Origin of the sequence: [Actinomadura] parvosata subsp. kistnae (assembly GCF_900323885.1) — a bacterium.
In the GTDB taxonomy this organism is placed as follows: domain Bacteria; phylum Actinomycetota; class Actinomycetes; order Streptosporangiales; family Streptosporangiaceae; genus Nonomuraea; species Nonomuraea composti.
In genome coordinates, this window is the sequence record NZ_OOHJ01000015.1 from 124,444 (window position 1) to 143,857 (window position 19,414).

The following is a 19,414-nucleotide window of genomic DNA, read 5'->3' on the forward strand; positions in this document are numbered from 1 at the left end:
AGGAAAGGCGGAAGGAGAGGCGGAAGGAAAGGCGGACGAACCGGACGCCCCCTACGGCCGCTCGGTCTCCAGCCGCACCGTCTCCTCCACGGTCATGGCCCCCCGGCTGCGCAACGTCGGGTCCAACGGCCTCAGGTACGTCTGCTGCACCCCCGGCACCCGATCTTCGATGACGAACGTGGCCCGGGTGTAGACCGATCCCCCAGGCGTCTGCACCTGGGGCACGACCTTGAAGTCGGCCGACATCTGCGAGCGCTCGATCTTCGTCAGCACGTATCCCCGCTGGTTGTTGTAGAACTTCAGGTGCGGGTTGATGGCCAGGAACGGGTGGGATGCCGGGTCGGAGTCGGCGCCGTTGCCGCCGGTGGAGATCGACGTGGCGACCAGTTCGGAGCCGACGGTGGGCCCGGTGGGGTCGTCGTAGTCGAGTTTGAGGTCGCTGGCCCAGTGGGCGTGGACGTCGCCGGTGAGGACGACGGGGTTGCGGACCTGCGCGTCGATCCAGCCTTGGGTGATGCGGCGGCGGGAGGCGACGTAGCCGTCCCAGGCGTCCTGGGAGGTGACCTTGGCGGGGCCTTCGTTGTTGTCGCGCTGGGCGAAGAAGACCTGCTGGCCGAGGATGTCCCATTGGGCGCGGGAGTGGCGGAAGCCGTGCAGGAGCCATTCCTCCTGGGCGGCGCCGGTGATGGAGCGGGCGGGGTCGACGGCGGCGGGGCAGTCGCGGTAGCCGTCGCCGCAACCCTGGTCGTCGCGGTACTGGCGGGTGTCGAGCATGTGGAAGGTGGCCAGGCGGCCCCAGCGGATGCGCCGGTAGAGCTGCATGTCGATGCCGCGCGGGATGGAGGTGCGGCGCAGCGGCATGTTCTCGTAGTAGGCGCGGAAGGCGGCCTCGCGCCTGCTGAGGAAGTTCGGCTGGGGGATCTCCGGCTTTTCGGGCACCTCGTCGGCCCAGTTGTTGTCGAGCTCGTGGTCGTCCCACACGACGAGCCAGGGGGCGGCGGCGTGCGCGGCCTGGAGGTCGGGGTCGGCCTTGTACTGGGCGTGGCGCTGGCGGTAGTTGGCGAGGGTCTCGGTCTCGGGGCCTTCGTGGTGGCGGACGTTGCCGCCGGGGATGGTGTAGCTGTTCTTGGTGTATTCGTACTGGTAGTCGCCGAGGTGCAGCACGAGGTCGGGGTGCTCTTCGGCCAGGCGGCGGTACGAGGTGAAGTAGCCGTGCTCGTACTGGGCGCAGGAGACGAAGGCCATGGCGAGGGCGCCGCCGTAGGAGAGGGGGTGCGGCGCGGTGCGGGCGCGGCCGAGCGGCGAGACGTACGGGCCGACGCGGAAGCGGTACCAGTATTCGCGGTCGGAGCCGAGCCCCTGCACCTCGACGTGGACGCTGTGTCCCCATTCGGGGGCGGCGACGGTGGCGCCGGCGCGCACGACGCGGCGGGCGCGTTCGTCGGCGTAGATCTGCCACTGCACGGTGAAGGGCCGCTGCGGCATGCCGCCGAAGCCGTCCTCGGCGAGGGGCTGCTGGGCCAGTCTGGTCCAGATGACGAAGCCCTCGCTGTCGGGGTCGCCGCAGGCGACGCCGAGCGTGAAGGGGTCGGTGGTCAGGCCGCGCGAGGCGAGGCTCTGGGCGCTCTCGGCCTCAGGAGAGGGGTCGGCGTGCGCGGCACCCGCGGGGATCGCCGCGGCGGCGCCCGCGGTTAAGCCGGTGACGAGGAAGTGCCTGCGGTTCAGCTTGGACACGGGTGGCTCCCGGGACGATCAAGGGGGCGAGCAGAGGAAGATCAGGGGACGAGGGCTGCCCCGTAGCTTGACTGAGCATCATGACCACCCGGTGAACTCCACACAACACCAAAAAGGCGACATCCTTCGCGGATGCCGCCTTATCTGGCAATTTTCATCGTCAGCCCCCGCCGGGCCCTACCGGCCCGCCAGGGGTGATCGTCTCACGCGTCCAGCGCGATGACCTGCAACGACGCGCCCGGTTACCAGCCGCGCTCGGCCAGCCGGTGCGGCTGCGGGATCTCGTCGACGTTGATGCCGACCATGGCCTCGCCCAGGCCGCGCGAGACCTTGGCGATGACGTCGGGGTCGTCGTAGAACGTGGTGGCCTTGACGATGGCCGCGGCCCGCTTGGCCGGGTCGCCCGACTTGAAGATGCCCGAGCCCACGAACACGCCCTCGGCGCCGAGCTGCATCATCATCGCGGCGTCGGCGGGGGTGGCGATGCCGCCCGCGGTGAACAGCACGACCGGCAGCTTGCCGGTCTTGGCGACCTCGGCGACCAGCTCGTACGGGGCCTGAAGCTCCTTGGCGGCGACGTAGAGCTCGTCCTCGGGCAGCGAGGTGAGCCGCTTGATCTCGGCCCGGATGGTGCGCATGTGGGTGACGGCGTTGGAGACGTCGCCGGTGCCGGCCTCGCCCTTGGAGCGGATCATGGCCGCGCCCTCGGTGATGCGGCGCAGGGCCTCGCCGAGGTTGGTGGCGCCGCACACGAACGGCACGGTGAACTGCCACTTGTCGATGTGGTTGGCGTAGTCGGCCGGGGTGAGCACCTCCGACTCGTCGACGTAGTCGACGCCGAGCGACTGCAGCACCTTGGCCTCGACGAAGTGGCCGATGCGGGCCTTGGCCATGACGGGGATCGAGACGGCGTTGATGATGCCGTCGATCATGTCGGGGTCGCTCATGCGCGACACGCCGCCCTGGGCGCGGATGTCGGCGGGCACGCGCTCGAGGGCCATGACGGCCACCGCTCCGGCGTCCTCAGCGATCTTGGCCTGCTCGGGGGTGACGACGTCCATGATGACGCCGCCCTTGAGCATCTCGGCCATGCCGCGCTTGACGCGCGCGGTTCCGGTGACGGGGGTGCTTTCTGGCGTGCTGGTCGACACGGTCATCCTCACGGGCTCTCACGGCGATTCTGTAGGTCTTTCAAGCCCATCGTAGGTCCTGGAGGACCCCTCCCCCGACATGCCAAGATGTCAGGATTCGGCCACCGAGTTCTACGGAATGACAGGCTTGCGGCTGGCGAGGGCGACCCAGACCTGGCCGGGGGCGAAGTTCATCGGCTCGCCGCTCTCAGTGGTGAACGTCGTGCCGCTCTCCTCCGATTCCCGCTCCCACCGCGCCTTGAAAGCTTTACCGTCGCGCAGCACGATCGCCGAGCCCTTGCCGGTGGTGTGGACCAGCGGCGTGTAGCTCTGGTTCTTGTCGTGGAACTCCGAGCGCTCGGTCTTGGTGTACTGGACCACTATGGTCGGGGCGCCGAGCTGGCCGCCCTCGGCGGCCATGTCCTTCTTGCCGTCCTGCCAGATGAGCCACTGCTTCTTCTCCTCCGACCAGGCGAAGGTGAAGCGGGCGGCAGGCCACTTGACGGTGTACGACTTCTTGTCCACCCCGCCCTCGGCCGGGGCGTCGCCGAAGGTGAAGCCGATGTCCTTGGCCTTGGTCGCCTTGGGGGCCTTGGCCAGGAGCTGCTTGGTGTTGGCGAACAGGTTGTAGGGGGCGAAGCGGCCGGGCTGGCGGAAGTACGCGCCGGGGTTGCGGGTGTCGCCCACGTCGAACAGCGACGCCTGGGCGATGAACGGCAGCATCTTGGTCTGCGCGCCCGAGTACGAGAAGGCGGGCTTGCCGAACATCGGCGCGATGTGCAGGTCGGAGATGCGCGCGCTGCGCACGGGCCCCACCTTCGGCGGCAGCTTGGAGGAGAAGATCGCCATGAGCCGGGTCAGCCCGGCCTCGACCTGCTCGATGTAGACGATGTCGGCGCTCTTGAGCCCGAGCTGGGGCTTGCCGGCCGCGGTGTTCTCGATCTTCACGGCCAGTACGGGCTTCAGCGCGTCGTACGGCTTGCCGGTGAACGGGTGGGCCTTGACCTCTTCCTGCTCCTCGCTGGGCGCCGCCGTGGCGGACGGCGCGGGCGCCTGGCCGGCCGCGGGATCGTCCGAGGAACAGGCCGCCACCGGCAGCAGCACGGCCGCTCCGGCCAGGTAGACCGAGATCATCCGGGGTAGCCGCACGTGTAACTCTCCTCGCTTCAGCCCGAAAAACGGGATGAAGCTTACTGGCTTCCCCAAATCAGGTCATTCAGTTGCCATAGCTGCGGGCGGATTGTCATCAATCTCGAAGAATTGCGGGTATTCGGTGTGCCCGGCCAGGCGCAGCGTCCTGGCGAGCCAGCGGTCCTGCGCCGCCCGCGTCACCGCGACCGCGTTGTTGAAGAAGCGGCGCGAGTAGACCACCTTGGCCACCGCCGCGTCGAGCTCCTCCAGCAGCTCACGGCCGCCGGGCGACTCCGCCAGCTTCTCCCTGAACCGCTCCTGGTCCACCACCGCGCGCAGCGTGCGCGACAGGTCGCTCTCGGCGTGCTCGCGCTCCTCGGGGCCGGCCGACCTGGCCTCGTGCGCCGCCGCGGCCAGCACCAGGGACGTGGCCGGGTCGAGCAGCCGCGAGCCGGCCAGCTCCAGCACGACCGCGCGGCGCCGCATCAGCGCCGCGTCCAGCGACTCCTGGGCCAGCTCAAGGCGGATGTGCAGGCGGTCCAGCCGCCCGGCCCGCCAGGAGATGTAGACGGCCGTGAGCACGACCACGATGCCCACGATCAGCACGATCATGGTGGATGTCACAGATCTTCCTCCACGCGCCCCGCGCCGCTCGTGGTGACGGTCTCGTAGACGCGCACGACGTCGCGCGCCACCGTCGACCAGTCGTACTTGCGCACCGCGACCAGCGCCTCGGCGGCCAGCTTGGCGCGCCGCTCGGGCGCGTCGAGCAGCGCGGCGGCCTCGCGCGCCAGCGAGGCGGGGTCGCGGTTGGCGAACAGCGCGCCCGCCTGCCCGTCGCCCAGCACCTTGCGGAACGCCGGGATGTCGCTGGCCAGCACCGTCGCCCCGGACGCCATCGCCTCGGCCAGCACGATGCCGAAGCTCTCGCCCCTGGTGTTGGGCGCCACGAACACGTCGACGGAGTGGTAGGCGCGGATCTTGTCGGCCTCGCTGACCATGCCCAGCACGGTCACGCGGTCGCGGAACTCCTTGGGCACCTTGTCGTAGACGTCCTTCTCGTCGCCGGGCCCGGCGATGAGCAGCTTCACGTCGGGCCGCTCGGCCGCCAGCGTGCGGAAGGCGTCGAGCAGGATCGGCAGCCCCTTGCGCTCTTCGTCCATGCGGCCGAGGAAGCCGAGCGTGGAGCCGTCGGGGCCCCATCCGTCGAGCGGCTCGGCCTCGGTGTAGCGGGCGACGGTGACGCCGTTGGGGATGAGCACGGTGTCGCCGCCGAACTGCTCGACCAGGCTCTTGCGGGCCGCGTCGGAGACCGCGATGCGGCCGCTGAGCTTCTCCAGCGCGCTGCGCAGCAGCGGCTCGGCCACCGCGATGGCGCGCGAGCGGGTGAACGAGGCGTGGAAGGTGGCCACGATCGGCCCCTTGGCGGCCCAGCAGGCCAGCACGCCCAGGCTCGGGATCAGCGGCTCGTGGATGTGCAGCACGTCGAAGTCGCCCGTACGGACCCAGCGCCGCACCCGCGCGGCCGACAGGAACCCGAACGACATCCGGGCCACCGACCCGTTGTACGGCACGGGGATCGCCCGCCCGGCGCCGGTCACGTACGGGGGAAGCTCCTCGTCGTCGGCCGCGGGCGCGATGACCGACACGTCGTGGCCCTGCGCCATCAGGGCCTGGGCCAGGTCGTCGATGTGCTGCTTGACGCCGCCGGGGACGTCCCACGCGTACGGGCAGACGATGCCGACCCTCATCGGGGCTCCAGGTCGTCGAGCCAGAGCCGCTGCAGCATGTGCCAGTCTTCGGGGTGCTCGGAGATGCCCTTCTCGAACACGTCGGCCAGGCCCTGCGCCACGGCGGCGACCTTCTCCTGCCGGCTGCCCTCGGCGGGGACGGGCAGCTCGGGGTGGATGTGGATGCCCCAGTCGTCGCCGACGAAGTAGACGGTGGCGGGCAGCAGCGCCGCCCCGGTCTGGACGGCGAGCAGCGGCGGCCCGGCGGGGTATTTGGTGGTGGCGCCGAAGAAGGTGACCTCGATGCCGCTCTTGGTCAGGTCGCGCTCGGCGGGCAGGCAGACGACGCCGCCCTTGCGCACCCGGCTGGCCAGGGTGCCGAAGTTGTGGCCGTCGCCGCCGGTGAGCGGCAGCACCTCCATGCCGAGCCCTTCGCGGAAGGCGACGTACCGGCGGAACAGCGACTCGGGCTTGAGCCGCTCGGCGACGGTGGTGAACGGGTGGCCCACGCCCACCAGCCAGGCCCCCGCCTGGTCCCAGTTGCCCATGTGCGGCAGCGCTAACACCACGCCCCGGCCGGCGGCCACGTTGTCGTGGACGTGCTCGGCCCCGATGACGTGGGTGCGGCGGACGATCTCGCCGCGGTCCATGGACGGCAGCCGGAAGATCTCGTGGAAGTAGCGGAAGTAGGAGCGCATCCCGGCCCTGCTCAGCTCGCGCAGCTCGGGGCTGTCGGCGGGCAGCCCGGTCACCCTGGCGAGGTTGGACTCCAGCCTGCGCACGGACTTGCCGCGCCGGCTCCAGACCCGGTCGGCCAGGAAGCGGAAGACCGCCGCCGTCGGGCGCTGGGGCAGCAGCGGCACCAGCGTCCAGCCCGCCGCGAACCCGGCCGCCACGACCCGGTCACCGATGGACACCTTTTCGCTCATCGCTCCCTCGTCTGTGTCTGCTGGTACACGGCCACCACGCGCTGGCCGACGGTGATCAGGCTGGCCACCGCGAGCAGCCACATGCCCGCGGGCAGGATGTACGGCACGCCGAGCCCCGAGAAGCAGGCGGCGACGAGTGCCACCACCAGCCGCTCCGGCCGTTCGGCCAGCCCGACGTCGGCCGTCAGCCCGAGCCCTTCGGCCCTGGCCTTGGCGTAGGAGACCACGGCGCCCGCAATCAGGCACACCAGCGTCACGGCGGCCATCAGGGTGTCGTGGACGGAGATGAAGTACATGATCAGGCCGGCGAAGATGGCGGCGTCGGCGACCCGGTCGAGCGTGGAGTCGAGGAAGGCCCCCAGGTGCTGCCCCCCTTCCCGCCGAGCCGGGCCACCACGCCGTCGAGCAGGTCGAACAGCACGAAGACGGTGATCACGAGTGCCCCCCAGGTGAGGTGCCCCAGGGGGAAGAAGAGCAGGGCGGACACGACGGTGCCGAGGGTGCCGACCGCCGTGACGGCGTTCGGGCCGATCCCGCGGCCGACGAGGGCCCTGCCCAGCGGGGTGAGTATCCGGGTCATGGCCGGGCGCAGGAGTTTGAGCATCGCCGTCCGATCGTAGGCCATGGCGAGCCTGACAACTTTCTTTGCCCCGCCCCCCTTGTGATATCCGCCACACGGGTATTTGGTGAACACACCGCGTCCATGCGGTTGACAGCACCCTCCGCGCGGGCGCGGCGTCGAACGACAACCGACGACGCGGGAGGCCGATGTGGCGGAAAGAAACTCTGGTGGCGCCGTAGGAGCCGCGGGCAGGGCACCCGCGGCCGACAGGGCGGATGCGATACGCAATGTCGTGCTTGTCGGCCACTCGGGAGCGGGTAAGACGACCCTCGTCGAGCAGCTGCTTGCCGCGACGGGCACCATTCAGCGCCCGGGACGGGTGGAGGACGGCAACACGGTCAGCGACTTCGACGAGGTGGAGGTCCGGCAGCAACGCTCGGTCAACCTCGCCGTCGCGCCACTCGTGCACAACGGCATCAAGATCAACCTTCTCGACACCCCCGGCTACGCCGACTTCGTGGGCGACCTGCGCGCGGGGCTGCGCGCGGCGGACGCGGCGCTGTTCGTGGTGTCGGCCTCCGACGGGGTGGACGGCCTGACGCGGATGCTCTGGGAGGAGTGCGCGCAGGTCGGCATGCCGCGCGCGGTCGTGATCACCAAGATCGACCATCAGCGGGCGGACTTCGACGAGGTGCTCGCCACCTGCCAGGACGTCTTCGGCGACGGCGTCGCGCCGCTCTATCTCCCGGTGATCACCAACGGTCACGTGAACGGGCTGATCGGGCTGCTGACGCAGAAGTTCTACAACTACGCCACGGGCGCGCGCACGGAGAAGGATCCGGGCGCCGAGTACGAGGCGCAGATCGAGGAGCACCGCGGCACGCTGATCGAGGGCATCATCCAGGAGAGCGAGGACGAGTCGCTCATGGAGCGCTACCTCGAGGGCGAGCCGATCGACACGAAGGTGCTCATCGACGACCTGGAGAAGGCCGTCGCGCGCGGCAGCTTCTACCCGGTGCTGTGCAGCGGTCTCGGGGTGGGCGCGCAGGAGCTGCTGGAGCTGATCACGCAGGGCTTCCCGTCCCCGCTCGAACATCCCATGCCCGAGATCACCGACCTGTCCGGCAAGCCGGTCAAGGGCATCACGTGCGATCCGGAAGGGCCGCTCGTGGCCGAGGTCGTCAAGACCACCAGCGACCCGTACGTGGGCCGCATCAGCCTCGTCCGCGTCTTCTCCGGCACCCTGCGCCCCGACATGACCGTGCACGTCTCGGGGCACGGCCTGGCCGAGCGCGGGCATGAGGACCACGACGTGGACGAGCGCATCGGCACGCTGACCTGCCCGCTGGGCAAGCAGCAGCGCAACATCGCCAAGGGCTCCGCGGGCGACATCGTGGCGGTGGCCAAGCTGTCGCGCGCCGAGACCGGCGACACGCTGTCGGAGGTGGAGCGCCCGCTGCTGATGACGTCGTGGACGATGCCCGACCCGCTGCTGCCCGTGGCGATCAGGGCCAAGTCCAAGGCCGACGAGGACAAACTGTCGCAGGCGCTCGGCCGGCTCGTGGCCGAGGACCCGACGCTGCGGCTGGAGAACAACGCCGAGACCCGTCAGCTCGTCCTGTGGTGCATGGGCGAGGCGCACACCGACGTGCTCCTCGACCGCCTGGCCAAGCGGCACGGCGTGGAGGTCGAGCGGATCGAGCTGCGGGTGCCGCTGCGCGAGACGTTCGGCGGCAAGTGCCAGGCGATGGGCCGCAACGTCAAGCAGACCGGCGGCCACGGCCAGTACGCCATCTGCCACCTGGAGGTCGAGCCGCTGCCGTCCGGCGGCGGGTTCGAGTTCGTGGACAAGATCGTGGGCGGCGTGGTGCCGCGGCAGTTCATCCCGTCGGTGGAGAAGGGCGTGCGGGCCCAGATGGAGCGGGGCGTCGTCGCCGGCTATCCGATGGTGGACGTGCGGGTCACCCTGTACGACGGCAAGGCGCACTCCGTCGACTCCTCCGACATGGCCTTCCAGATCGCGGGGCAGCTCGCGCTCAAGGAGGCGGCCTCGAAGGTCCCGACCCTGCTGCTGGAGCCCGTGGACGAGCTGTCGGTGCTGGTGGCCGACGACTACGTCGGGTCGGTGATGTCCGACCTGTCGTCGCGGCGCGGGCGGGTGCTGGGCACCGAGCCGGTCGGCACGGGCCGCACCCTGGTCAAGGCCGAGGTGCCGGAGCTGGAGATCACGCGGTACGCGATCGACCTGCGGTCCATGTCACACGGCACGGGCACGTTCACCAGGACGTTCCTGCGCTACGAGCCGCTCCCGCCGAACCTCGCGAGCAAGGTGGCGGCCGAGGATTGAGGCCCCGTGGAAGAGCCGGGAGGGATTCGTCCCTCCCGGCCCACTTGTACGCATATATAACAAAAGTGTTGCGACTTGATTTCGGTTTCTCGTCCCGAGCATGCCGGAGCGGGTGTCACACTGGGTGGCACTATGCGAACTGGACGCCCACTCCTGGCCGCTGCCGCTCTGGCCGTCGCCACCACGACGGCCGCCTACGTCTTCGGCCCCGAGAGCCCCGCAGCGAGCGAGAAGAAGACGACCGTCGCCGCGCCCCCCGCCGCGGCCTGCAAGGCCGATGCCCGCTACCCCAAGCGTGAGCTGCGCGGGGTGTGGATCGCCACGACCCAGAACATCGACTGGCCCACCAAGGCGGGGCAGAGCGCCGACAGGCAGAAGGCCGACTACGTCAAGATCCTCGACAGCGCCGCGAAGCGGAATCTCAACGCGGTGTTCGTCCAGGTCAGGCCCGCCTCCGACGCTCTCTACAAGAGCTCGCTGGAGCCCTGGTCGCAGTATCTGACCGGCACCGCGGGCAAGGACCCGGGCTGGGACCCGCTGCCGTTCCTCATCGACGAGGCGCACAAGCGCGGCATGGAGTTTCACGCCTGGTTCAACCCCTACCGCGCCTCCTACGGCGACAGCACCGCCGCGCTGCCGGCCGGCCACCCGGCCCGCCGGCACCCCGACTGGACCGTCAAGTACGGCGGCCGCCTCTACTACAATCCCGGCCTGCCGGCCGTGCGCGAGCACGTGACCAAGGTCATCACCGACGTCGTCGACCGCTACGACGTCGACGGCGTGCACTTCGACGACTACTTCTACCCCTACCCGGTGGCGGGGGCGAAGTTCGACGACACCGCCGCCTTCCGCAAGTACGGCAAGGGCGAGAAGCTGGCCCAGTGGCGGCGCGGCAACGTCAACAAGCTCGTCGCGCAGGTCGACAAGGCCGTCCACGCGGCGAAGCAGCACGTCAAGTTCGGCATCAGCCCGTTCGGCATCTGGCGCAACAAGGCGCAAGACCCGACCGGCTCCAGCACGTCGGGCATGTCCGCGTACGACTCGATCTACGCCGACGCCCGCGCCTGGATCAAGGCGGGCACCGTCGACTACGTCCTGCCGCAGCTCTACTGGCCGCGCGGCCACAAGCTGGCCGACTACACCACGCTGGTGCGCTGGTGGTCCGACGAGGTCAAGGGCAGCGACGTGCAGCTCTACATCGGCCAGGGCCTCTACCGGGTCGGCGCCAAGGACGACAAGGCGTGGCTCAAGGCCGGCGAGATGGCCGGGCAGGTGGGCGTCAACCGCGCGAGCAAGCAGGTCGACGGCGCCGTCTACTTCAGCGCCAAGAACCTGATGGCCAACCCGCTCGGCTCGATGGACCGCGTCAGCAAGAGCTACTACAGCCGTCCGGCGCTGCTGCCGCTGAACGACTCGCTCGGCGGCTCGGCCCCGGCCGCGCCCGGCGGCGCCAAGGCCGACGGGTCCCGGCTGTCGTGGCAGCCGTCGGAAGGCGCCCGGTCCTACGCCGTGTACCAGGTGCCCAAGTCCGGCAAGGACTGCCACACCACCGACGCCCGCAACCTGGTGGCCGTGGTGAGCGAGCCGTCCTACACGGCGAAGTCGGCGGGCACGTACCTGGTCACCTCGCTCGACCGCCTGCACCACGAGAGCAAGGCCGTGAAGGTGAAGGTGGACTGAGGTCGGGCGGAAAGGCCGGTCGGAATCGACCGGCCTTTCCGCATTTTTCGGGCCATGCTGGATCTCATGCGGTTGATCCACCTTCTGTCCTCCGCCGTCGTGACCGTGCTCCTGCTGGCCTGGGTCGGCCTCCCGGGCGAGCACGTCACCACCACGCTCGCGAAACCCTCCTGGCCCTGGCGCCCGGACGGGCTGGGAACGCCGGCCATCGACGTCGTCGGCAAGGTCCCCTTCGCCGCCGAGGTCTTCGGCGACGTGGCGGTGGTCCCCCGGTACGGCCCGCGCGTGGGCCTGGCCGCCGCGCGGGTCACCGACGGGTCCCCGGTCTGGCGGTACGAGAACGCCTGGAGCGACGACAGCGTGGGGCACGTGCGGGTGGACGATCGCCGCATCGCCGCCGTCTGGCGCGACGGCCGGGTCACCCTGCTCGACGTGCCGGACGGCCGCGTAGTCTGGCGGGCCGACCTGCCCGACGGGCCCTACCACCAGGCCAACCGGGCCTACGACGAGGAGTGGGGCGCGGCCTGGGAGCTGTCCCTGGCCGCGGACGGCTCCGTCCCGATCGTGGTGGTGGCGCACGAGGGGCGGATCGACGCGGTGGACGGCCGCACGGGGGCGATCCGGTGGTCGTACCCGCCGCGCGGGTCCGCGGCGTGCTTCGACGGCGCCCGCGGCGAGGGCGAGGTCGTGATGGTCTTCCAGCGTTGCCCCGGGCCGACGCCCCACGTCATGCTCGACGCCGGCGACGGGCGGCCGCGGTGGCGCTTCGACGGCGGGGAGTGGTACCACGCGCGGGCGCTCGGCGCCGGCCGCCTGGCGTGGGTGGACGGATCCGGCGGCCTCAACGTCAGCCGGGCCGCGGACGGGCGGCTCCTCTGGCGCGTCCCGTCGGCCGGGCTGAAGGACAACCCGTACGGGACCGACATGGGGGTGTCGGCCGAGCTCGTGACCGTGGTCGCGGACCGCCGGGTGACCGCCTACCGGATCGCCGACGGCGCCGTCGCCTGGCGGCGCGACCGGGTGGGCGGTGACTCCGCCGTGCTGACGGACGGCACGTACACCTACGTCGCCGAGGACGCGACGACGCTGCTCAAGCTCGACGCCCGCACCGGACGGGTCGTCGACCGCCACCGCTTCGCGGCCGACATCACCCTGGAGTGGCTGCGGGGCGGCCTGGCGGGCATCAACGTGGGCGTCGGCGACGACGTGCTGGTCGGCTGATCTCCCCGCCTCCGCGAACGCACCGGCCGCTGCTTCAGCGTTCGCAGGCGCGCCACGCCCGGCCCAACGCGGCCACCGCCTGGTCGGTGAGGTCGGGCGGCAGGGCGAAGCTGAGGCGCAGCCGGTCGCGGTGGCGGCCGTCCGGGGAGAACAGGGAGCCGGGCGCGACCGCCACCCCGTGCTCGCGGGCCGCCACCGCGAACCGGTCGGTGTCCGTGCCGGGCAGCCGCGCCCACACCGACAGGCCGCCCGCCGGCCGCTCCCACGCCCACTCGGGCAGGTGGGCCGACAGCGCGGCCAGGCAGTGCTCCCTGCGCCGGGCCAGCTCGGCCAGCCATGGCTCGACGGGGTTGCGTTCGAGCAGGTCGGCGGCGAGCCGCTGGGCGACGGCGCTGGTGGCGAGGTCGGCGTCCACCTTGGCCTCGGTCAGGCGGGCCAGCAGCGGCTCCGGCGCGCTCACCCAGCCCACCCGCAGCCCGCCCCACAGCACCTTCGACAGGGAGCCGACGGTGACGGTGCCGTGCGGGTGCGCCAGGGCCAGCGGCCCGGGCGGCGGCGCGCCGTCGAACACCAGGTCCGCCAGCGTCCGGTCCTCCACCACGGTCACGTCCGCGTCCCTGGCCAGCTCGGCGACGTGCCGCAGCGGCGACACCGTGCCCGTCGGGTTGTCGACGCAGGAGGCGTACACGGCGGCGGGCCGGTGCCGGGCGATCGCCTCCTCCACGGCGGCGGGGACGGTCAGGTCCACGGGCACCGCGTGCGCCCCCGCCCGCCGGAACGCGCTCAGCGCGCCGCCGTAGGCCGGATCGCCCACCAGCACGCGGTCTCCGGCGCGCAGCAGCACGCGGGCGGCCAGGTCGATGCCCTGCTGCGCCCCGGCGGTGACGAGGATCCGCCCGGGGCCGGCGATCCCCGAGGTGCCGGTCGCCAGCAGGGCCCGCAGCCGGGGGTCGCCCATGGCGTCGTACCCGTGCCCGCTCGGGGCCCGCAGCAGGTCGGCCGGGTCGATCGGGGGCAGCACCAGGTGCGAGGGGTCGGGGACCACGGAGGTGGACAGGTCCGCGCCGACGGCCCCCGCCTGGAGGAGGCCGCCGAACGAGGGCGTGCCGAGCACGTACGTGCCGCTGCCGTGCCGCCGCTCGCACAGCCCCTCCTCGCACAGGGCGTTGAACGCCGCCGCGACCGTCCCCCTGCTGACCCCGACCGCCTGGGCCAGGTCGCGCTCGGACGGCAGGCGGGTGCCGGGGCTGATGAGGCCCGTCTGGGCGAGGTCGGCGAGCGCGCCGGCCAGCCGCCGGCTGGGCGGACCCTGGTGGAGGCGCAGGCGGTCGCGGACGAGCGTGACGAGGGTGTCTTCCCTTCCCATAGCCACCATTATCCCGATACTGTGCCACTTACCGCGCAATTGGCCCAATCTAATGTCGCTGAGCCGGGCCACTGGAGGAAGGAGTGCGGGTGGAGGAGTCCAAGTTCATCTGGATGGACGGCGAGCTCGTGCCGTGGGGCGAGGCCCGGGTGCACGTGCTGTCGCACGCCCTGCACTACGGCACCGCCGTCCTCGAGGGCACCAGGGCGTACGAGACGGCGCGGGGGCCGGCCGTGTTCCGGCTCGACGACCACCTGCGGCGGCTCATGGCCAGCGCCAGGATCATCGGGCTGGCGATGCCGTACCCGGTGGAGGAGCTGCGCGAGGCGACGCTGCGCACGGTCGCCGCGAACGGCCGGCCGTCCTGCTACATCCGCCACCTCGCGCACCGCGGCTACGGCGAGATGGGCATCGCCGCGCGCGGCTGCCCGACCAGCGTGTCCATCGCCACCTGGGAGTGGGGCGCGCTGCTCGGCTCCGGCGTGCGGCTGATGACCAGCTCCTGGCGGCGCAACGACCAGACGGTCGTGCCCACCGCCGCCAAGGCCACCGGCCCGTACCTGAACTCGGTGCTGGCCAAGCAGGAAGCGCTCGACGCCGGCTACGACGAGGCCGTGCTGCTGAACGCGGCCGGCTACGTCAGCGAGTGCACGGGGGCGAACCTGTTCGTCGTCCGCGACGGGGTGCTCGCCACGCCGCCCGACAGCGCGGGCGCGCTGGCCGGGCTCACGCAGGACACCGTGGAGCGGCTGGCCGCCGACCTCGGCCTACCCGCCGTCAGGCGCGAGCTGATGCGCTCCGACCTGTACGCCGCCGACGAGGTCTTCCTGTGCGGTACGGCCGCCGGGATCGTGCACGTGTCGTCGGTCGACCGGCGGGAGCTCGGCGAGGGCCCCGGCCCGGTGACGGCCAGGCTGAGCGACGCCTACGACGCCGTCGTGCACGGCCGGGACGACCGTTACCAGCACTGGCTCACCCCGGTGGCCGCCTGAGAGCACCGCCGGGCGGCGAAAGACGGCTTCCCGCACCCTCCGCACATGAGAGGGTAGTCGCGTCTGGTGGCGCCGGAGCATGACCTTGCACTACCCCGCTCGGCCGTGCCACAGGAACGCTGCGATCACGGGAGGTCATCGGAGTGAGGCGCGCGCTGGTCGTGCTGGCCGTGCTGGTCGGTCAGGCGATACTGGGTCACGCCCTGTTCATCGGCCCCGCCTCGGCGGGGTCCGCGCGGGCGGAGGGGCGGGTGGCGCTGCTCGGGGTGCCCGGCCTGCACTGGAACGACCTGACCCCGTCCGACACGCCCAACCTGTGGGCCCTGGCCAGGTCCAGCGCGATCGGCTCCCTGTCGGTCCGCACGGTCGGCAACGTGACCTGCCCCTACGACGGCTGGCTCACCGTGTCGGCGGGCACGCGGTCGGCGGCCGGCTACGCGTGCGGCGCGCCGCCACGGCCGGAGCAGCGCGGCGCGGGCGCCGTCATCCCCGACTACCGCTACCTCATCGACGTCGCGGGCCAGCGCACCGCGGGCACCCTGGGCGAGACGCTGAAGGCGGCCGGGCGGTGCTCGATCGCGATCGGCCCCGGCGCGGCGCTGGCGCTGGCCGACCAGCAGGGCGCGGTGGCGCGCTACCACGCCTCGCCGCTCCAGGTGAAGACGGCCGATCTGGAGCAGTGCCCGATGGTCGCGATGGACGTGGACGACCTCGTCCAGCCGTACCTGGCGGGCGAGCCCGACCGGCTGCCCAAGGTGCCGGAGAAGCTGCCCGCCGCCGAGCGCCGCGACGCGCTGCGGCTGGCCGACACCAAGGCCGGCGCGCTGCTGTCGGTGCTGCCCGCCGGCACCACCGTGCTGCTGGCGGGCCTGGCCGACCACGGCTCCGTGCCGCACCTGCGGGTGGTGGCGCTGCGCGAGCCGGGCGCCGAGGGCCGGGTGCTGGGCGCCGCCTCCACGCGCAGGGACGACATCTCCATCCTGACCGACCTGACCGCCACCGTGCTCGACAAGCTGGGCGTGGCGGTGCCGAGCACGGTCGTGGGCGCGCCGCTGCGGCTGGGCGAGCGGGCCGCCACGTTCGAGGCGCTGGTCGAGCGGCTGCGCAGCGCCGACGCCACCGCGCAGACCATGCGCTCGGCCAAGGCCGCCTACTTCACGGCCCTGGCGGTCTTCCAGGTGCTGTTCTACGTCCTGGCGTTCCTGCTGCTGCGCCGCCGCAAGGGCCTGCCCTGGGTGCGCCGCGCGGCGGTGGCGCTCGCGGCCCTGCCGGTCACCTCGTTCCTGGTCAACCTCCTGCCTTGGGACAACCACCTGGAGCTGTTCGGCGGCATGGTGGCCTGGTGGGCGGCGATCACCGCGCTGGCGCTGGCCGGGCCGTGGCGGCGCCGGCCGCTCGGCCCGCTGGCCGTGGTCGCCGCGGTCACCGCCCTCACGCTCGTCGGCGACCTGCTCACCGGCACCACCCTGCAGCTCAACAGCTTCATGGGCTACAGCGCCGAGCAGGGCGCCCGCTACTTCGGCCTGGGCAACATCCCGTTCGCGCTGCTGGCCACCGGCACGCTGCTGGCCACCACGGTGATCGCGCACCGCTGGCCGGGCAAGATCGGCATCGCGGCGATCGTGGTACTCGGGGCGTTCGCGATGGTGCTGGGCGGGTCCGGCATGGGCAGCGACTTCGGCGGCGTGATCGCGTTCGTGCCGGGCATCGCCGTCACCGCGCTGATCCTGTCGGGCAAGCGGGTCTCGCTGTGGAAGCTGGGCGCGTTCTGCGTGGCGGGCGGCGTGATCGTGATGGGCTTCGCCTGGCTCAACTACCTGCGGCCGCCCGCCGAGCAGTCACACCTGGGCCGGTTCGTCGGGCAGGTGCTGACCGGGGAGGCGGTCGAGGTCATCTGGCGCAAGTTCCTCGCCATGATCTCCACGCTGGCCAACCCCAACCTGATGCCGATCGTGATCGCCGCCGTGGTGTTCCTCGTGTACGCGATCCTGCGTCCCGAGCAGGCCTCGGCCGGGGTCGTGCCGGCGGCGTTCGAGCACTCCCCCGCGCTGCGGGCCGGGCTGATCGGCACGCTCGTCAGCGGCGTCGTCGGCATGCTGGTCAACGACTCCGGCGCGGCCGTGCTGTCGATGGCACTGGCGCTGGCCGTGCCGCTGCTGCTGGCCACCGGCATCGGCGCGCTGCGCCGCGACGGCGAGTCAGCTCCAGGCGTCGGCGAGCAACTGGCGGGTGTCGCGAAGTAGCTGCGGCAGCACCTTGGTGCGGGCGACGACCGGCATGAAGTTGGTGTCGCCGCCCCACCGGGGCACCACGTGCTGGTGCAGGTGGGCGGCGATGCCGGCGCCGGCGACGTGGCCGAGGTTCATGCCGACGTTGAAGCCCTGCGCGCCGCTGGCCTTGCGCAGCGCGCGCAGCGCCTTCTGGGTGAACGCGCCCAGCTCCGCCACCTCGGCCTCGTCGAGCTCGTCGTAGTCGGACACGTGCCGGTAGGGCACCACCATCAGATGGCCGGAGTTGTACGGGTAGAGGTTGAGCACGGTGTAGACCGTCTCCCCGCGTTTCACGATCAGGCCGTCCTCGTCGCTCATCTTCGGGATGGCGTCGAACGGGCAGCCGTCGCCGGGGCCCGAGCCGGTCGGCTTGTTCTCGCCCTTGATGTAGGCCATGCGATGCGGGGTCCACAGACGTTCGAAGTTGTCGGGGGACCCGGCCCCTGCCTGATCGTGCATAACTAGCAGCATAGGACCCCGGGTGCTCCCGGCGTGGCCCGGAGCACCCCTTGCCGGCGCCGCGGCCGGGCGGTCAGCCGACGCGGGTCATGTTCGACTCGTAGCCGCCGCCTCCGGGGTAGACCCAGGCGCCGGTGACGCTCGTCCCGTCGGCGTTGAACGTGCCCCGGTAGTAGGCGCCCGAGTCTCTCTTGTGCGCCCAGATGGTCAGCGTGTCGCCCTCCACCTCGTACACGTAGGCCAGGGTGCTGCCGTCGCTGTCGAAGTACCAGGAGTGCACGTCCTCGCTCGGCTCCTCCGCGCCGAACGGCCGCTTCCTGCCGATGAACTCGGTGCCCTTGACCGAGCCGCCGTCCTGGGTGAGGTCCACGTCCTGGATGAGGAAGTGGCCGCCCTCCATCCAGCGGTAGGTGACGGTGCCGGCGGCGCCGCCGGTGACCTTCCAGGTGCCGACGAGCCGGTCGAGGGCCTTCAGCTGGGGGTCGTTGATCTCGGTCATGGCGGGTTCCTTCCTTCAGTGAGCGGGTGTACGGCCATATGACGGCGCGGCTCCCGGAAAGGAATCGGTCCGCGGCGGGATTTTTTCTCAGAGTTCGGCGGGCAGGCCGAAGGCGGCGTGCAGCTCCGGGCCGAACGTGGTGATCTCGGCGATCAGGCCGTCCTCGACGCGCAGGACGTCGATGTTGACGGCCGTGTAGCGGTCGTGCCCGGGGCGGCGGACGTAGTTGGCGACAGCGGGCTGCCGGTTGGCGCGCGTCGGCAACGCCTGCCACTCCCCCCACGCCTGCGGGCCGATCATGACGGGCCGCCACATGTCGAGGATGGCCGCCCGCCCGTCGAACACCTGCGACGCCGGCGGCATCGTCTGCCGCGCGTCCTCGCGCAGCAGCGCGGCCAGGGCCGACAGGTCGCCCGCCACGGACGCCTCCATGTAGCGGCGCAGCACCGCCCGCTCCTCCTCGCTCGGCTCCGTGGCGGGCCCCCACTGGGAGCGCCGGGCGGGCAGGTGCATGCGCAGCGTGGCGCGGGCCCGCTGCACCGCGCTCTTGACGGCCGCCACGCTCAGCTCCAGCGCCTGCGAGGTCTCCTCGGCCGACCATCCGGCCACGTCCCGCAGAATCAGCACCGCCCGCTGGCGCGGCGGCAGGTGCTGGATCGCGGCCAGGTACGCCAGCTCGATCGTCTCCCTCTCCACCGCCACCGCCTCCGGCCGCCCCTCCCCCGGCGCGGCCAGGTCGAGCAGCCGGTCCGGGTACGGCTGCAACCACGGCACCTCCGCGAACGGCGAGCGCGCCGCGCCGTGCACGTCCACCGTGATCTCGCGGGAGCGCGCGGGCCCCGACAGCAGGTCCAGGCACGCGTTGGTGGCGATGCGGTACAGCCAGGCCCGCAGCGTGGAGCGCCCCTCGAACGTCTCCCGCCGCCGCCAGGCCCGCATCATGGTCTCCTGCACCATGTCGTCGGCGTCGGTGTAGGAGCCCAGCATCCGGTAGCAGTGCACCCGCAGCTCGTGCCGGTACGCGTCGACCAGCTCCCCGAACGCGGCCGGCCCGCCGTGCCTGACGGCCGTGACGGCCTCGCTCTCGTCGCCCACGTCGCCTCCCTGGCCCACGTGCCGCCTCCCGTAGCCCCGTGTCGCCCCGTCGCTCTGTCCGTCGTCCCGTCGTCGCGCGGTCGCCCGTCGTCGCGCGGTCGCCCGTCGTCGCATTGTCCCCCCGGACCCGCGTCCGCCCCTTGGGGCCGCCGCGCAAGCCTCGCACGAGTGCCCGCCCGCCGTGAAGCCCGCCGTGAAGCCCGCTGTGAAGCCCGCTGTGAAGCCCGCCGTGAAGAGTGCGCCCCGGACGGCGGACGGGCCGTGGCCGC

Annotated in this window: 17 protein-coding genes; 5 read left to right on the forward strand and 12 right to left on the reverse strand. The window is 71.9% G+C overall.

All coding sequences use genetic code 11. The features are described from left to right. Window positions 1–51 precede the first annotated feature (51 nt). The 8 genes from KIS93_RS15255 to KIS93_RS68350 form a co-directional block, all read right to left on the reverse strand. Window positions 52–1,734, reverse strand: coding sequence for an alkaline phosphatase D family protein (locus KIS93_RS15255; protein WP_080036945.1), 1,683 nt, complete (start codon window positions 1,732–1,734; stop codon window positions 52–54). A gap of 242 nt (window positions 1,735–1,976) precedes the next feature. Further along, window positions 1,977–2,891 (reverse strand): pyridoxal 5'-phosphate synthase lyase subunit PdxS, encoded by a 915-nt coding sequence (gene pdxS, locus KIS93_RS15260; RefSeq protein ID WP_080036944.1) that lies wholly within the window; start codon window positions 2,889–2,891, stop codon window positions 1,977–1,979. Between the two features lie 105 nt (window positions 2,892–2,996). Then, window positions 2,997–4,013, reverse strand: coding sequence for a DUF3048 domain-containing protein (locus KIS93_RS15265; RefSeq protein ID WP_230465996.1), 1,017 nt, complete (start codon window positions 4,011–4,013; stop codon window positions 2,997–2,999). A gap of 63 nt (window positions 4,014–4,076) precedes the next feature. Continuing rightward, entirely contained in the window at window positions 4,077–4,619 is a 543-nt protein-coding gene (locus KIS93_RS15270) for a hypothetical protein (RefSeq protein WP_080036942.1), read from the reverse strand. Then, window positions 4,616–5,746, reverse strand: a complete 1,131-nt coding sequence (locus KIS93_RS15275) for a glycosyltransferase family 4 protein (protein WP_080036941.1) — start codon at window positions 5,744–5,746, stop codon at window positions 4,616–4,618. Before KIS93_RS15275 ends, KIS93_RS15270 begins: the two co-directional genes overlap by 4 nt. Further along, window positions 5,743–6,654, reverse strand: a complete 912-nt coding sequence (locus KIS93_RS15280; RefSeq protein ID WP_080036940.1) for a phosphatidylinositol mannoside acyltransferase — start codon at window positions 6,652–6,654, stop codon at window positions 5,743–5,745. The genes KIS93_RS15275 and KIS93_RS15280 overlap by 4 nt, the downstream gene beginning before the upstream one ends. Then, complete coding sequence (locus tag KIS93_RS68345; RefSeq protein ID WP_335673891.1) at window positions 6,651–6,950, reverse strand: hypothetical protein; 300 nt, start codon at window positions 6,948–6,950, stop codon at window positions 6,651–6,653. The genes KIS93_RS15280 and KIS93_RS68345 overlap by 4 nt, the downstream gene beginning before the upstream one ends. 2 nt (window positions 6,951–6,952) lie before the next feature. Next, window positions 6,953–7,279: a CDP-alcohol phosphatidyltransferase family protein gene (locus KIS93_RS68350; protein ID WP_335673892.1), complete on the reverse strand. Its 327-nt coding sequence runs from the start codon at window positions 7,277–7,279 to the stop codon at window positions 6,953–6,955. 145 nt (window positions 7,280–7,424) lie between these two features. Between KIS93_RS68350 and KIS93_RS15290 the strand changes: the two genes are divergently transcribed. The 3 genes from KIS93_RS15290 to KIS93_RS15300 all read left to right on the forward strand — a co-directional run bounded on the left by KIS93_RS15290 (window position 7,425) and on the right by KIS93_RS15300 (window position 12,464). Further along, window positions 7,425–9,563: an elongation factor G-like protein EF-G2 gene (locus KIS93_RS15290; RefSeq protein ID WP_080036938.1), complete on the forward strand. Its 2,139-nt coding sequence runs from the start codon at window positions 7,425–7,427 to the stop codon at window positions 9,561–9,563. 132 nt (window positions 9,564–9,695) lie between these two features. After that, complete coding sequence (locus KIS93_RS15295) at window positions 9,696–11,243, forward strand: glycoside hydrolase family 10-like protein (protein WP_080036937.1); 1,548 nt, start codon at window positions 9,696–9,698, stop codon at window positions 11,241–11,243. Window positions 11,244–11,309: 66 nt separating this feature from the next. Then, window positions 11,310–12,464, forward strand: a complete 1,155-nt coding sequence (locus tag KIS93_RS15300; protein ID WP_186404245.1) for an outer membrane protein assembly factor BamB family protein — start codon at window positions 11,310–11,312, stop codon at window positions 12,462–12,464. Window positions 12,465–12,498: 34 nt separating this feature from the next. Here the strand turns inward: KIS93_RS15300 and KIS93_RS15305 are convergent, their stop codons facing one another. Next, entirely contained in the window at window positions 12,499–13,830 is a 1,332-nt protein-coding gene (locus KIS93_RS15305) for an aminotransferase-like domain-containing protein (RefSeq protein WP_080036935.1), read from the reverse strand. Between the two features lie 89 nt (window positions 13,831–13,919). Here KIS93_RS15305 and KIS93_RS15310 point away from each other — a divergent pair, with 89 nt between their 5' ends. Next, window positions 13,920–14,822, forward strand: a complete 903-nt coding sequence (locus KIS93_RS15310) for a branched-chain amino acid transaminase (protein WP_230465995.1) — start codon at window positions 13,920–13,922, stop codon at window positions 14,820–14,822. Window positions 14,823–14,965: 143 nt separating this feature from the next. Next, window positions 14,966–17,065, forward strand: a complete 2,100-nt coding sequence (locus tag KIS93_RS15315; protein ID WP_230465994.1) for a hypothetical protein — start codon at window positions 14,966–14,968, stop codon at window positions 17,063–17,065. On the opposite strand, the gene KIS93_RS15320 is transcribed toward KIS93_RS15315, so the two are convergent. The 3 genes from KIS93_RS15320 to KIS93_RS15330 form a co-directional block, all read right to left on the reverse strand. Further along, complete coding sequence (locus KIS93_RS15320) at window positions 17,021–17,551, reverse strand: HIT family protein (protein WP_230465993.1); 531 nt, start codon at window positions 17,549–17,551, stop codon at window positions 17,021–17,023. The genes KIS93_RS15315 and KIS93_RS15320 overlap by 45 nt on opposite strands. Window positions 17,552–17,624: 73 nt before the next feature. After that, on the reverse strand, window positions 17,625–18,050 hold the full coding sequence (locus KIS93_RS15325; protein WP_080036931.1) for a hypothetical protein: 426 nt from the start codon (window positions 18,048–18,050) through the stop codon (window positions 17,625–17,627). 87 nt (window positions 18,051–18,137) lie between these two features. Beyond that, on the reverse strand, window positions 18,138–19,145 hold the full coding sequence (locus tag KIS93_RS15330; RefSeq protein ID WP_230465992.1) for an RNA polymerase subunit sigma-70: 1,008 nt from the start codon (window positions 19,143–19,145) through the stop codon (window positions 18,138–18,140). Window positions 19,146–19,414 lie beyond the last annotated feature (269 nt).